The organism is Flavobacterium okayamense, assembly GCF_019702945.1.
Classification (GTDB): Bacteria; Bacteroidota; Bacteroidia; order Flavobacteriales; family Flavobacteriaceae; genus Flavobacterium; species Flavobacterium okayamense.
The window spans coordinates 255,457-269,853 of record NZ_AP024749.1 but is presented as its reverse complement, the minus strand read 5'-3'; the positions used below and the strand labels follow the sequence as shown (position 1 = coordinate 269,853).

At 30.8% G+C, this 14,397-nt stretch carries 15 protein-coding genes and 2 tRNA genes; 13 read left to right on the top strand and 4 right to left on the bottom strand.

The window, feature by feature from the left end; all coding sequences use genetic code 11:
* The first annotated feature begins 39 nt into the window (after window positions 1-39).
* Window positions 40-786 carry a murein L,D-transpeptidase catalytic domain family protein gene (locus tag KK2020170_RS01385; protein ID WP_221259028.1) on the top strand — a complete coding sequence of 249 codons (747 nt, stop codon included), beginning with the start codon at window positions 40-42 and terminating at the stop codon, window positions 784-786.
* Here KK2020170_RS01385 and KK2020170_RS01380 read toward each other — a convergent pair.
* Together KK2020170_RS01380 and KK2020170_RS01375 are read right to left on the bottom strand one after the other, a co-directional pair.
* On the bottom strand, window positions 775-2,364 hold the full coding sequence (locus tag KK2020170_RS01380; protein ID WP_221259027.1) for a L,D-transpeptidase family protein: 1,590 nt from the start codon (window positions 2,362-2,364) through the stop codon (window positions 775-777). The two genes, KK2020170_RS01385 and KK2020170_RS01380, sit on opposite strands and share 12 nt — an antisense overlap.
* Complete coding sequence (locus tag KK2020170_RS01375) at window positions 2,361-2,798, bottom strand: GNAT family N-acetyltransferase (RefSeq protein ID WP_221259026.1); 438 nt, start codon at window positions 2,796-2,798, stop codon at window positions 2,361-2,363. The genes KK2020170_RS01380 and KK2020170_RS01375 overlap by 4 nt, the downstream gene beginning before the upstream one ends.
* A 149-nt stretch (window positions 2,799-2,947) precedes the next feature.
* Between KK2020170_RS01375 and KK2020170_RS01370 the strand changes: the two genes are divergently transcribed.
* Window positions 2,948-3,020 (top strand) — tRNA-Gly (locus tag KK2020170_RS01370).
* Window positions 3,021-3,047: 27 nt separating this feature from the next.
* Window positions 3,048-3,120 (top strand) — tRNA-Gly (locus KK2020170_RS01365).
* A 38-nt stretch (window positions 3,121-3,158) separates the two neighbouring features.
* On the opposite strand, the gene pepE is transcribed toward KK2020170_RS01365, so the two are convergent.
* Window positions 3,159-3,866 (bottom strand): dipeptidase PepE, encoded by a 708-nt coding sequence (gene pepE / locus KK2020170_RS01360; protein ID WP_221259025.1) that lies wholly within the window; start codon window positions 3,864-3,866, stop codon window positions 3,159-3,161.
* 105 nt (window positions 3,867-3,971) lie between these two features.
* Here pepE and KK2020170_RS01355 point away from each other — a divergent pair, with 105 nt between their 5' ends.
* The 6 genes from KK2020170_RS01355 (at window position 3,972) to KK2020170_RS01330 (ending at window position 9,326) form a co-directional block, all read left to right on the top strand.
* On the top strand, window positions 3,972-4,736 hold the full coding sequence (locus KK2020170_RS01355) for a carboxypeptidase-like regulatory domain-containing protein (RefSeq protein ID WP_221259024.1): 765 nt from the start codon (window positions 3,972-3,974) through the stop codon (window positions 4,734-4,736).
* Window positions 4,729-5,577 carry a carboxypeptidase-like regulatory domain-containing protein gene (locus tag KK2020170_RS01350; RefSeq protein ID WP_221259023.1) on the top strand — a complete coding sequence of 283 codons (849 nt, stop codon included), beginning with the start codon at window positions 4,729-4,731 and terminating at the stop codon, window positions 5,575-5,577. Before KK2020170_RS01355 ends, KK2020170_RS01350 begins: the two co-directional genes overlap by 8 nt.
* The gene (locus tag KK2020170_RS01345; protein WP_221259022.1) at window positions 5,549-6,070 is read left to right on the top strand and encodes a DUF6702 family protein; all 522 of its coding nucleotides are present in this window, start codon (window positions 5,549-5,551) and stop codon (window positions 6,068-6,070) included. The genes KK2020170_RS01350 and KK2020170_RS01345 overlap by 29 nt, the downstream gene beginning before the upstream one ends.
* A 9-nt stretch (window positions 6,071-6,079) precedes the next feature.
* Window positions 6,080-8,341, top strand: a complete 2,262-nt coding sequence (locus tag KK2020170_RS01340) for a M1 family metallopeptidase (RefSeq protein WP_221259021.1) — start codon at window positions 6,080-6,082, stop codon at window positions 8,339-8,341.
* A 78-nt stretch (window positions 8,342-8,419) separates the two neighbouring features.
* Window positions 8,420-8,767 carry a Sec-independent protein translocase subunit TatA/TatB gene (locus KK2020170_RS01335; RefSeq protein ID WP_221259020.1) on the top strand — a complete coding sequence of 116 codons (348 nt, stop codon included), beginning with the start codon at window positions 8,420-8,422 and terminating at the stop codon, window positions 8,765-8,767.
* Between the two features lies 1 nt (window position 8,768).
* Window positions 8,769-9,326 (top strand): phosphatase PAP2 family protein, encoded by a 558-nt coding sequence (locus tag KK2020170_RS01330; RefSeq protein WP_221259019.1) that lies wholly within the window; start codon window positions 8,769-8,771, stop codon window positions 9,324-9,326.
* A 2-nt stretch (window positions 9,327-9,328) separates the two neighbouring features.
* On the opposite strand, the gene KK2020170_RS01325 is transcribed toward KK2020170_RS01330, so the two are convergent.
* Window positions 9,329-9,970: an O-methyltransferase gene (locus KK2020170_RS01325; RefSeq protein WP_221259018.1), complete on the bottom strand. Its 642-nt coding sequence runs from the start codon at window positions 9,968-9,970 to the stop codon at window positions 9,329-9,331.
* An 85-nt stretch (window positions 9,971-10,055) separates the two neighbouring features.
* On the opposite strand from KK2020170_RS01325, the gene KK2020170_RS01320 reads away from it, so the two are divergent.
* From KK2020170_RS01320 to KK2020170_RS01305, 4 genes are read left to right on the top strand one after another with little or no spacing between them, the layout of a single operon-like run.
* Window positions 10,056-11,636: an FMN-binding glutamate synthase family protein gene (locus KK2020170_RS01320; protein ID WP_221259017.1), complete on the top strand. Its 1,581-nt coding sequence runs from the start codon at window positions 10,056-10,058 to the stop codon at window positions 11,634-11,636.
* A gap of 14 nt (window positions 11,637-11,650) precedes the next feature.
* Window positions 11,651-12,691 (top strand): dual-specificity RNA methyltransferase RlmN, encoded by a 1,041-nt coding sequence (rlmN, locus tag KK2020170_RS01315; RefSeq protein ID WP_221259016.1) that lies wholly within the window; start codon window positions 11,651-11,653, stop codon window positions 12,689-12,691.
* A 2-nt stretch (window positions 12,692-12,693) separates the two neighbouring features.
* Complete coding sequence (locus KK2020170_RS01310; protein ID WP_221259015.1) at window positions 12,694-13,233, top strand: hypothetical protein; 540 nt, start codon at window positions 12,694-12,696, stop codon at window positions 13,231-13,233.
* A 46-nt stretch (window positions 13,234-13,279) separates the two neighbouring features.
* Window positions 13,280-14,260, top strand: a complete 981-nt coding sequence (locus KK2020170_RS01305; protein ID WP_221259014.1) for a polyprenyl synthetase family protein — start codon at window positions 13,280-13,282, stop codon at window positions 14,258-14,260.
* Window positions 14,261-14,397 lie beyond the last annotated feature (137 nt).

Below are 14,397 nucleotides of genomic sequence, written 5' to 3'. Positions count from 1 at the left end.
TTTGGCTCTCTATTAACCAAACCAACTACAAGATTTACAATGATTTACAAAGTTTTGCCCCTGTTTTTATTGAGTTTAATGTCGTTTGAGTCGGTTCCTGTAATAAAGGAAAATATTAAGGAGTCAACTATTGAAAAGAATATAATAACTGATCCAAAACTTTTAGCTGAAAAAGCTAAAGCAGAATTTGAAGTAAAATGTAAATCTTTCTATGAGTCGTTAAGTACTGAAAATTATTCACTTCCTCAATTTGAAAGTTTTTCAAGAGCATTTGAAGGCTATGAGCAATTAAAATTACAAGGCAAAATTGAAAATGAAGTTTTAACAATTGTAGATTTTAGTTTGTCATCTAGTGAGGAAAGAATGTGGGTAATTGACATGACAACCAAGCAAGTTTTACTTCAAACGCTTGTTGCTCATGGAAGAAATTCTGGAAATGATATGGCTAGCAGTTTTTCAAATAAAGCAGAGTCTTACCAAAGCAGTTTAGGTTTTTATTTAACTGGTGAAGTTTATCAAGGAAAGCATGGTATGTCATTAAGACTAGATGGTCAAGAATATGGAATTAACGATAATGCCAGAGATAGAGCAGTAGTTATTCATGGTGCTGATTATGTTTCTGAAAGTTTCGTTAAAACAAATGGAAGATTAGGAAGAAGTCAAGGTTGTCCCGCTGTTTCCTACAAAGTACATAAAGAATTGATTCAACTAATTAAAGATAAATCAGTTTTATTTATTTATCATCCATCAAGAAATTATGTGGCTAAATCTAAATTAGTTTCGTAAAGCTTTGTAAAGATTTTTATCAAGATTATATATATCTTCTCTAAAAATAAGTTTATTGTTATCTGACCAATTGGTCCAATATAATAGAAGAACACTAATGTTATGCTTTAAAGTTATAATTTTAGTGTTTTTTCTTTTTATTAAGGTATCAATTTCAGATTTATTCCAATCTTCAATTTCATGGGCTAAGATTTCATTTCCTAACTCTAAAGGTTTTTCCACTCTAACACAACCCGAACTTAATGCTTTGTACTCTCTACTAAAATAATCACGATGATTTGTATCATGTAAATATACCGAATGTCTGTTTGGAAAGTTAAATTTTAAAAGGCCTAATGAATTGTTATAGCTTGGTGCTTGTACATAACGGTATGTTTTTGATAATTCAGGATTCCATTCTTCTGGAGTGATTTTTTTACCAGTAGAATCATAAATACTCATATTGTTTCTATTAAAATAGTTTAAGTTTTTAGTTGCTGAAGGAGTTAAATCTTCTTTTATAATAGTAGGAGGGACTGTCCATGTAGGATTAAATACTAAATTGGAAATTTTTGAAGTTAAAACAGGAGTTTTTCTTGATTTACTTCCCACTACCAAGGTGTGTTGGGCAACAGTGTCCTTTTCAATTACATAGTTTAAAGAATAATCAGGTAAATTTATAATCAGGTATTCTTCTCCAAATTTATTTGGAAACCATTTCCATCGTTCAAGATTAGCAATAGTTTGCTGAATTCGGTCTTCTTTAGAATAGTTTAAAGCATTAATTGTTCCTTTCCCAATTACGCCATCTGGTTTTAACCCATGTCTTTTTTGAAAGTTTTTTATTGCTTCAAAAGTATAATCATCATAAACTTCAGTAATAATACTATCTTTTCTATAATAGTCTTTCCAGTATTTAAGTCTTTTTTTTATTGCAACTATCTGAGGAACTGTGTCGTTTAGTTTAATCTTTTTATCAATAGAAATTTTTTCAAATTTATCTTCAGGATATAAATTAAGTAGCGTTAAGCTATGCTTAATTTTTTGGTACATAAAATCTTGCGGCTTTAAATTCTTAAATAGAGTAGCAACTTTTTTGTTTTTAATTGCATTTGTAAGACTATCTGATAAAGAAGGTTCTTTTTTTGATAAATCCCAATCGCTATAAAGATTTTTAGGGTTTAATTTTCCTTTGTATAAGTGATTTGCAAGTTTACGATACGATTGCGTTAATAGGATATCATAGTGAATCATTTCCTCATCATTAAGGTTGTTTCTATTCGACTCTAATTCTTCTATACTTTTAAAATTATAATCATTAGCTTCTAAACCTTCATGTGAGCAAAGCTTAATTTCGTTTATTAAATCTGCTCTATTTTCTTTGTCATACCAAATTTCAAAATTATTTAGCTTAGTATAATACAATTTAATTGAATCGTCTAAAGTTTCAAGAACCTCATTCGGAATTGGTCGTATGATTACATTTGTTTCAGCATCTTTAATTAAATCATTGTTGTCAACAGCAATTGGAGAGTTGTCTTTTTTACAAGAAACAAAAGTGATAATTAAAAATGTTAGTAGCGTAATTTTTATCTTCATATATTTTTATACATTACATAATGGGGTCCAATACCGTTTATTTCAAATTTTGTACCAAAAGTTTTAAAATTTAACTTTAAATAAAATGGAACTGCAGATTCACGAGCGTTAAACCAAAGTAGATCTGATGAATTTGATTTACATATTTTTTCGGCTTCATTTATTAGTAATGTGCCAATTCCCTCTTTTCTAAATTCATCTAAAACGGCCATTCCTCTTAGCTGAAATTGATTGGATTCTTTAAAACTTGCATTGTCAATCTTAAATAAAGATGCAATTCCAATGATTTTTTCTTTGTAAAAAACTCCTAAATGAATAGTAGTTTCTTCGTCATCACCAGTGAAAGAGCAAGACTCTATAGGCTTACCTTTTCTTAAAACTAAATGTCTAACAGGGTAAGTATCAATTGTTTTTATTTTTTTTACAATTTTCATTGATGAAAAATTTGAATAAAAAACTAGAATTAAAGTTTTTTGAAGAAGTGGGTTTATAAAGATAAGGTTAAAATTTTTCAAAAAAAAACTTGCATATGAAGATTTTTTTGAACTATATTTGCACCCACAAAAGTTAATGCTTTTGAATTGCGGGAGTAGCTCAGTTGGTAGAGCGTCAGCCTTCCAAGCTGAATGTCGCGAGTTCGAACCTCGTCTCCCGCTCTTAATTTTACTGGATTATAATATTTTGCGGGAGTAGCTCAGTTGGTAGAGCGTCAGCCTTCCAAGCTGAATGTCGCGAGTTCGAACCTCGTCTCCCGCTCAACAAAAAAGCCTTTCAATTTGAAAGGCTTTTTTTATTTATAATATTTCGAAAATATTTGTTTCAGGTTCTAGTTCTATTGGAGTTTTTCCAACAACAAACCAACGAGCTGTTAAATTTCCTTTTAATATAATTTTGTTTTCTTTTACATCCAACCAACTTCCTTCTCTTAATCCAATTACTGGTTGTGGATTAAATTTATGAAATTCATTAATTCTTGTTTCCCTTGTTTCTCCCATATGAGTAGAGTTAGTATCAGGATCTAAATAATGTGGATTTATATTAAATGGAACCATTCCAAGTGTTCTAAAACTTGGTGGATAAATGATAGGCATGTCATTGGTGGTGCCAATAGTTAAACCGCATATGTTACTACCAGCACTTGTGCCTAAATAAGGTGTTCCGTTTTTAATTTTTTTCTCCAAAGTATCAATGATTTCATTTCTATATAATTCGCTAACTAGAAGAAAAGTATTTCCGCCACCTGTAAAAATTCCTTCGGCATTATTTACAGCTTCTTTAGGATTTTCAAACTCATGTATACCTTTAACTTTTTTACCAATTTTGGTAAAAGCTTCCCTGACTTTAGTAGTGTATTCATCATGAGATATTCCACTAGGACGAGCGTATGGAATAAAAAGTATTGTTGAAGCTTCTTTAAAATGAATTTCTAATTCTGGTAAGAGATATTCTAAATAACTTCCATTATGAAGTGTTGAAGTGCTAGCTATTATAAGATTTTTCATTCTTTAAATTTTTCACAAAATTAGTTGTTTAACATAAGTTTATCAACTCATTATGATTTAATTGGCAAGGATAATTAATATTTTTACATTCCTAATTTTTTTAATTTGAATAGAAAACTATTTTTTACCGTCGCTATATTACTTCTATATATTCAAAGCTGTTTTGGACAAGAATCTTTTGTGTTAAACGGAAAAGTAGTTTCTCAATCAAATAATCTTGAAGGGATTCATGTAATAAATCACTCTAAAGATATTGGAATAACTACAGATAGAGGAGGTTATTTCTCAATTAAAGCAGAAGTTTCTGATACATTAATCTTTAGTGCAGTTCATCTTAAAGGGTATATGCATATTGTAGTAGAAGATGATAAACAAAAAGAATTACTTTTTGTACCAATGGAAGCAATGTTAACTGAATTAGAAGAAATAACACTAACAAAATATCAAAATATTACACCTGAAGCTTTAGGAATAATTCCAAAGGGTATGAAGAAATTCACTCCTGCAGAAAGAAAATTAGCTGCAGCAGGAGATTTTCGCTGGTATAGTCCGTTATTGATTCCTGTTGGAGGGATGAGTGTTGATGGGTTAGTTAATGCTATTTCTGGGAGAACTGCTATGTTGAAGAAAGAGCTTGTGGTTGAAAAAAATGAAATGTTACTCGAGAATATAAAACTTAATTACGATAAAGAGTTTATTACTAATCGTTTAAAAATACCTGAAGCTTATGTTGAAGGATTTTATTTTTACATTTTAGATGAGCAAGAATTCTTAACATCATTCAAAACGAAAAATAAAACTATGAGCGAATTCGTTTTGAGTAAACTAGCTTCAAAATATCTTGAATTAAAAGAAATAACAAATGAGTAAAATTTTCTTTTATATTGGTTTGCTTTTTTGTGTTACCGTTTTTTCGCAAGATAAAGAACGTGAAGTGTTGAGGGGACAAATAGTAGCGGATTCAATGGATGTTGAAAATATTACGATACTAAACGTAACAACAAATATTGGTTCGGTTTCAGATGTGGATGGATTTTTTTCAATAAATGTAAAAGCAAAAGACACTTTGGTCTTTCAAGGATTATCGTTTTTATCCCAAAAATATGTTTTAACTGAAAGTGATTTTTTAATAGATGATTTTAAGATTAAATTAGAAATAAAGGTAAATGAACTTGATGAGGTTATAGTAACGCCTAGTAGTTTAACCGGAATATTAGAAGTTGATACAAAAAAAATTAATGTTTATGGTTTAGATTTGGCAGGAATAGATGTTTTAAAATTATCTCCAGATGAAATTAGAAATACAAAGCCTTTAAATCCTGTAACAAATTCAAATTTTAGCCCGTTAATGGGGGTCGATTTTAAAGCGCTTTTTGGGATGTTTTCTTCAAAAAAGAAGAAAGAAAAAAGAAAAATTGAACGAATAGAAAAACATGAAAATGAACAATGGGAAAGAAAAGTTATGTCGAAGTCATTTCACGAACATTTAATGGCAAGATATTCGCATAATTTTTTTAAAAGTAATCTAAATATTAAAAACGAGGACTTGGTTTCTTTTGTATTCTTTGCTGAACCAACATTTTCTGAAATGGCTAAATTGCTTAAATACGAAAACGAAATACAGTTGGTTGAGTATTTAGTAAAGAAATCAAAGGAGTTTAATAGTAACAAAAATGTTCAAAATGATACTAATGTTATTGATGAAAAATAAAAAGACTTATTTACCTATAGTTATATTTTTTTTATTAACGTCTTTTGGTGTATTGCATAAGTTTTATGTGTCAGTGACTCAAATTGATTTTAATGAAAAAAAATCTAGAGTTGAAATTTCAACCCGAATTTTTATTGATGATTTAGAAAAAGCTTTAGAAAAAAAACATAATCAAAAGTTCAATTTAGCAACAAGAATAGAAGCTAAAAATGCAAAAGAATTAACAGAAAAATATTTACTTCAAAGGCTTAGTATTAAAATTAATGGTCAGGAGCAAACTTTAGTTTTTCTAGGTTCAGAATACGATGATGATGTGTTAATTTGCTACTTAAAAATAGATAATTCTAAAAAAATAACTACTTTCGAGGTCTTTAATAATTTGCTTACGGAAACGTATACAGAGCAACAAAATATAGTACACACAAATATAAATAACACAAAAAGAAGCTTTTTGTTAACTCAAATCGACAAAATAGCAAGTATTAAATATTAATCAACAACAATGAAAAAGTATTTTTTATTTTCAACAATTTCTGTTTTAAGTTCTTTGATGACGTTTGCTCAAGAAGAAACTAAAGAGGAAAGAAAACCAGGGCATTATAACGAAAATAAATTTCGTCAAATGTACGAAGAAATGGCTACGCCAAATATGTTTAGAACAGCATCAGGTGCACCAGGTCCGGCTTATTATCAGCAAAAAGCAGATTATAAAATGGATATCGAAATTGATGATAAAAACGCAAAATTATTTGGTAATGAAACTATTACATATCACAATAATGCTCCAGAAAAATTAGAATATTTATGGGTGCAATTAGATCAAAATATGCGTTCTCCAGAATCAGATACGCCTCTTGTTTCTAACCAAAGAATGTCTCCTGCATTAACACCTGATAGATATGCAAAGCAATTTATGGAAGAACCTTTTCAAGGAGGTTTTCATATTGATTATGTGAAAGATGCTAAAGGTAATGCAATGAGCTATACCATCAACAAAACGATGATGCGTATTAATCTTAAATCGCCTTTAAAGCCTGGTGAAAAAATTACATTTTCAATTAAATGGTGGTATAATATCAACAATTACCGCGTAGATGGTGGTCGTTCTGGATACGAACAATTTGAAGATGGTAACCGTTTATATGTTATAGCTCAGTTTTATCCTAGAATGGCTGTTTATAACGATGTTGAAGGTTGGCAAAATATGCAGTTTTGGGGTAGAGGAGAATTTGCTTTACCATTTGGAAATTTTGATGTAAATATTACAGTTCCTGCTGATCACGTTATGGAAGCTACAGGAGTTTTACAAAATAGAAAAGATGTATTTACTTCTGAGCAATTAAAGCGATGGGAATTAGCAGAAAAGACTTTTGATAAGCCGGTTGTAATTGTTACACAAGAAGAAGCAGAAAGAGCTGAAAAAGGTTTTTCTGATAAAAAGAAAACGTGGAAATTTAAAGCACAAAATGTTCGTGATTTTGGTATTTCAACGTCTAGAAAATTTATTTTGGATGCTATGGCTGTGAAGTTAAATACTAAAACACCAATGGCAATTTCTATTTATCCTAAAGAAGCAAATCCGCTTTGGGGAGATTATTCAACTAGAGCTGTAGCACATACATTAAAAACATATTCTCATTTTACATTCGATTATCCTTATCCAAAAGCTGTTTCTGTTTCTGCAGAAGATCAAGGTATGGAATACCCTATGATTTGTTGGAATTTTGGGCGCCCTGATAAAGAAGGTAAATATACTGACAGAACTAAATATGGAATGTTAGGAGTAATTATTCATGAAGTTGGACATAATTATTTTCCAATGATTGTAAACTCTGACGAAAGACAATGGACATGGATGGATGAAGGTTTAAATACATTCCTAGAATTTCAAGCTGAAAAGACATTTGATCCAAATTTCCCATTAGATAGAGGTCCAGCGGATAAGATTGTTCCTTACATGAAAGGAAATCAAGATTTTATAACGCCTATTATGAGTAATTCTGAAAATATTTTCCAATTTGGTAATAACGCTTACGGAAAACCAGCGACTGGATTAAATATTTTACGTGAGACTATTATGGGGCCAGAATTATTTGATTATGCATTTAAAACGTATGCAAATCGTTGGAAATTTAAACATCCAACACCAGAAGATTTCTTTAGAACTATGGAAGATGCTTCTGCAGTAGATTTAGATTGGTTTTGGAGAGGTTGGTTCTATTCAACAGACTATGTAGATATAGGCATTAAAGATGTAAAGCAATATTACGTTACACTAGAACCTACAGAAGAAATGAAAAATTTTGCTCAACGTAGAGGAAGATTTTTGAGAGATATGGGACCTTTTATTTATTTGGTTGATGAAACTAATAAAGAATTCAATCCAGAAACTAAAAAAGCTTTTGAATCAAAAGATATTCAGATTTTAGAAGAATATTTAGATAAAAATTATACGGCTCAAGAAAAGTCAGCTCTAAAAAATCCTAAATATTTTTATGAAGTAGAATTTGACAAACCAGGAGGAATGATTATGCCAATCATCGCTGAACTTGAATTTGAAGATGGTTCAAAAGAATTACATAAATTCCCTGCTCAAATTTGGAGGATGAACAATCAAACGGCAAAACGTGTTTTTGCTACAGATAAGAAAATAACTAAAATTCAATTGGATCCAAAATTAGAAACAGCTGATATTGACGTTACTAATAATACTTGGCCAAAAGAAGAGGTTCCTTCTAAGTTTGATGAATTAGATAAAAAATAATAGTTAAGGCACTTGTTAAAGTGCCTTTTTTTATGCTTTTGTATTATATCTTTGTACCTTTGTTTTAAACTACAAGAAATGTTTGGTATAGGTTTTTCAGAATTAATTTTTGTGATTTTTGCAGTTTTGATGTTGTTTGGTTCTAAAGAGATACCTCAAATTGCAAGATTTTTGGGTAAGACTATGGCTCAAATTAAAAATGCAACAAACGAAATCAAAAGTGAAATTTCTAATAGTGCAAAAGATTCTGGTTTAGATATGAATTCTTTAACGGGTGGAATTTCTGATGAAATTGCTAAAGCTAAAGCAGAAATTAAAAAATCGGTAAACCCTATCGAAGATATTTCAACTTCTGTAGAGAACCCAATTCAGCAAGTAAAAGAAGATATTGAAAATTTAACTGGGCCAATTAAAAGACAAGGTTAGTTTGGAAAAGGTAATTGATTTAGATAAAAAAATATTCGTTTTTTTAAACGGTTTAGGAACTGAAAATTTTGATAATTTTTGGTTAATTGTTACAAAACAACTGCACTGGACACCTTTTTTTCTTTTAATTTTATATTTAATTAAAAAACAATTAGACTGGAAAAAACTAGGAATTGTTCTTCTATTTATAGCTGTACTAATAACATTCACGGATCAAGTAACCAATGTTTTTAAATTTACTTTTGAACGTTCACGGCCATGTAAAGATTTAGAAATAAGTTCTATTATTAGAATCGTTAAATGTAGTAATACATATAGTTTCTTTTCGGGTCACGCCTCAAATTCTATGGCAACAATGACATTCATTTTTCTTTTGATGAAACAATACGGAAAAAGAATGTATTGGTTATTTATCTTTCCTTTTGTATTTGCGTACAGTAGAATTTATCTCGGACTACATTTTCCAACTGATATACTTACAGGCTACTTTTTTGGGTTATTAGCTGGGACTTTATTTTTTAAAATTTACCAAGTTTTATCAAAAAAATACAATTGGTAATTTTATAAAACTCTACTCACAGTTAACCCATCACGAATGGGTAACAATACAGTTTCAACTCTAGGATCTTCCTTTAATAATTGATTGTATTCTACTAACACTTTAGTTGATTTATCTTTAGGGTTGAGCTCTTCCAAAACTTTTCCACTCCATAAAACATTATCACTTAAAATTATTCCTCCTTTATTCATCATTGGCACAATCATATTAAAATAATTAATATAATTTTCTTTATCAGCGTCAATAAAAACTAAATCGAATTTTTTATTTAAAGTTGGGATAATTTCTAATGCATTTCCAAGATGTTGAAATATTTGATCTTTATAAGCTGAAGCATCAAAATATTTTTTCTGAAAATCGACTAACTCTTCATTAACATCAATAGTGTCAAGCGTACCGTTTTCGGCTAAACCTTCCGCTAAACAAAGCGCTGCATAACCCGTGTAAGTCCCAATTTCCAAAATATGTTTCGGATGAATAATTTTAGAAAGCATACTCAAAACTCTACCTTGAAAATGTCCGCTCAACATTCTTGGTTGTAAAACTTTCTGATGTGTTTCTCTATTTAACTTAGCTAATAATTCTGGTTCACTTTCAGAATGTAATGCAACGTAGTTTTCTAGTTCTTCTGAGATAAAATGCATGCTAATGTTTTTTACAAAAGTACGAATTCTCTTTTTTTACCTACTCGTAATTTGGTATTTTTACACAAATTGAAAATTAATAAGAATGAGAAAAGCTTTTCTAGTTTTTGCTGTTACTTCATTGTCAATAATAGGAATTTTAGGCTATGTAAATAGTAAATTTCTTTTATTACTTCTAATTTTTGTGCCACTTATCTCTATGGGATTATATGATATGTATCAATCCAAGCATACCATTCGTAACAATTTTCCATTATTAGGAAGAATGCGATATCTACTAGAAGAACTTGGTCCAGAATTACGCCAATATTTTATAGAAACAGATACTGACGGAAAACCTTTCAACCGTTTACAAAGAGGAATGATTTACCAGCGAAGTAAAAATGTTTCTTCAAACAAACCTTTTGGAACCCAATTAGATGTTTACGATACAGGCTATGAATGGATCAATCACAGTATGAATGCTATTTCATTCGATAAATTAGCAAATAATCCAAGGGTTAAAATTGGCTCATCTCAATGCTTAAAGCCTTATCATGCAAGCATGTTCAATATTAGCGCTATGAGTTACGGTTCGTTGAGTAAAAATGCAATTCAAGCTTTAAATGCTGGAGCTAAAATGGGTGATTTCTTTCACAATACAGGTGAAGGAGGTTTGTCTCCATATCACTTAGAAGGTGGAGATGTCGTTTGGAATATTGGAACGGGTTATTTTAGCACTCGAACGCCTGATGGCAAATTTTCGGTAGAAGAATTTGCGAAAAGAGCTACTTTAGATAATGTAAAAATGATTGAAATTAAGTTTTCACAAGGAGCAAAACCTGGTCATGGAGGAATACTTCCAAAAGCAAAAGTAACCGATGAAATTGCCAATATTCGTTTAGTTTCAAAAGGTCAGGATATTATTTCGCCACCAAAACATTCTGCTTTTTCAACGCCATTGGAATTGATGGACTTTGTAAAACTATTACGCGAAAATTCAGGTGGAAAGCCAATTGGAATGAAGCTCTGTGTGGGTAATAAATCAGAATTTATTGCGATTTGTAAGGCAATGGTAGAAACTAAAACCTATTTCGATTTTATAACAGTTGATGGTGGCGAAGGAGGAACAGGAGCGGCGCCACCAGAATATGCTGACCATGTTGGAATGCCTTTGCGAGATGCTATTGCTTTTGTTTATGATTGTTTAAAAGGTTTCGGGATTAAAAATGAAATAAAAATTATTGCCAGTGGAAAAGTAGTTTCAGGCTTCGATATTATCAGAACTTTGTCACTTGGTGCCGACTTGTGTAATTCGGCTCGTGGAATGATGATGGCGCTTGGTTGTATTCAAGCTTTAGAATGTCATGCTAATACATGTCCAACAGGTGTTGCAACGCAAGATCCAGATTTAGTTAAAGGTTTAGTGCCGCAAGAAAAAAGTGTTCGTGTAGCGCAATATCAAAAAGAAACGGTTCACAGTGCTTTAGAGTTAATGGCTTCTGCAGGTTTACATCATCCAGATGAAGTTACTAGAGATGTTGTTAGTACAAGAGTAGAACGTAATGCAGTAGAGACATTTGCACAAACTTTTCCAGAAATACCTAATGGTTGCTTATTAAATGAAGAAAGTGTGCCTTCAAGTTTTCTTTATTTTTGGAGAAAGGCTACAGTTGACCGATTTTAACTTAAATTTGCACCATGCAGACTGAAAAGAAAGATATTCGAGCTTTAACCAAAGAACAATTACGAGATTTTTTTGTTTCAAATGGCGATAAAGCTTTTCGTGGAAACCAAGTTTACGAATGGTTGTGGCAAAAACGAGCACACACTTTTGAAGATATGACTAATATTTCAAAAGAAACACGTGCTATGTTAGAAGCTAATTTTGTCATCAATCATATTAAGGTGGATACAATGCAGCGAAGCGAAGATGGAACGGTTAAAAATGCAGTTCGTTTGCATGATGATTTGATTGTAGAATCGGTTCTAATTCCAACAAATACTAGAACAACCGCCTGTGTGTCTAGTCAAGTGGGATGTAGTTTAGATTGCGAATTTTGTGCTACAGCTCGTTTAAAAAGAATGCGAAATCTTCAGCCCGATGAAATTTATGATCAGGTTGCAGCTATCGATAATGAAAGTCGTTTGTATTTCGACCGACCGTTATCGAATATTGTTTTTATGGGAATGGGTGAGCCTTTGATGAATTATCCAAATGTGATGAAAGCTATTGAAAAAATTACATCACCCGAAGGTTTAGGAATGTCGCCAAAACGAATTACAGTCTCAACATCCGGAGTTTCAAAAATGATTAAGAAAATGGCAGATGATGAGGTGAAATTCAAATTAGCGGTTTCATTACATTCGGCTATTGAGGAAATTCGAAACGAAATTATGCCATTTACCAAGAGTTTTCCTTTACCCGAATTACGAGAGGCATTGGAGTATTGGTACAAAAAAACGAAAAGCAAAGTTACTTACGAATATGTAGTTTGGAAAGGAATCAACGACGATAAAAAATCAATAGATGCCTTGGTGAAATTTTGTAAATACGTTCCTTGTAAAGTAAATTTAATCGAATACAATCCTATTGATGATGGAATGTTTCAACAAGCCTCAAACGAAGCTATTGAAAATTATATAACTGCATTAGAGAAAAATAATATAGTTGTAAAAGTAAGAAGAAGTAGAGGGAAAGATATTGATGCAGCTTGCGGACAATTAGCGAATAAGTCTTAAAAATGGATGAATATAAAATAAAAGTTTCATTAGATTCAGGTGAATTAAAATTAAATTTTTTAGAATTTATTCAGCATTTTTATCTTGTATTTTATTTATTGCTTATTCCTATTTTATTAATGTTCTTTGGTTTGGTAGACTTATTTAAAGAGGTCAATAATCCTTTAAAAGAAGGGGAAATATGGTTTTATATAATTCCACCAATCCTATCTATATTATTCTTTTTTTATCAAAAAAATAAATTGAAATTTAAAATTATTTCAACCAATCTTTCAAGAAGTGAGCTTAATAAAATAATAATGAAAGTTGGAAATGAACTTGGATGGAAATTTACAGAAAATAAACATAATGTAATAGTTGCAGAAAGATGCGATAATATTATATTTTCAATTGGTGGAGAAAGAATAACAATTCTTTTCTATAAAAATAATCTTTACATTAATAGTATTTGTGATCCATCAAAGAGAATATCAATATCTTCTGGTGGTAGAAATAGAGAAAATATAAGCCGGCTTGTTAATGAAATTGTTATTTCTGGTTGATTTATTATTTGAATAAAACCAACTTTTACTTACTTTTGAAACCACAATGAAAATCGTCGAGCAAATAAAACAGCCTATAACAGATGAAATGGAACTTTTTGAAAATAAGTTTCGCGAATCGATGTCTACAAAAGTGGCTTTGCTTAATAGAATTACACATTACATCGTAAACCGAAAAGGAAAACAAATGCGTCCCATGTTTGTTTTTCTTACGGCTAAAATGGTTTCTGGCGGAACAGTTAATGAAAGAACGTATCGAGGCGCTTCAGTAATCGAATTAATTCACACGGCTACTTTAGTCCACGATGATGTGGTGGATGATAGTTACAAGAGAAGAGGTTTCTTTTCAATCAATGCACTTTGGAAAAATAAAATCGCGGTTTTGGTTGGGGATTATTTATTATCGAAAGGACTTTTGCTTTCTATTGATAATAATGACTTCGATTTGCTTAAAATCATTTCAGTAGCTGTTCGTGAAATGAGTGAAGGTGAGTTATTACAAATTGAAAAAGCACGCCGATTAGATATTACCGAAGATATTTATTACGAAATCATCCGTCAAAAAACGGCGACTTTAATTGCTGCTTGTTGTTCTTTAGGTGCTTGTTCAGTTAATCCAGAAGATGCAGAAACTATTGAACGCATGCGTAAATTTGGCGAATTAATTGGTATGGCTTTTCAAATAAAAGATGATTTGTTCGATTATACTGATGATGCAATTGGTAAACCAACAGGTATTGACATCAAAGAACAAAAAATGACATTACCTTTGATTTATGCTTTAAATAATTGTTCACCTAAAGAAAAAAGTTGGGTAATTAATTCGGTAAAAAATCACAACAAAGATAAAAAGCGTGTTAAAGAAGTAATCCAATTTGTGAAAGACAAAAACGGGTTGCATTATGCTGAGCAGAAAATGGTTCAGTTCCAACAAGAAGCGCTACAGTTAATTCAAAACTTCCCACAATCACCATACAAAGATGCTCTTACTTTAATGGTAAATTACGTAATCGAACGTAAGAAATAAATATAATTTATTGTCACACTGAGTGCAGTCGAAGTGTCTATCAATATTTAATTACATTTTCAAATCAACAAATCAACAAATTATTTAATTTTCCATACAACCATTTTAAAATCATTCTCGTCTTTACTAATAGAAGG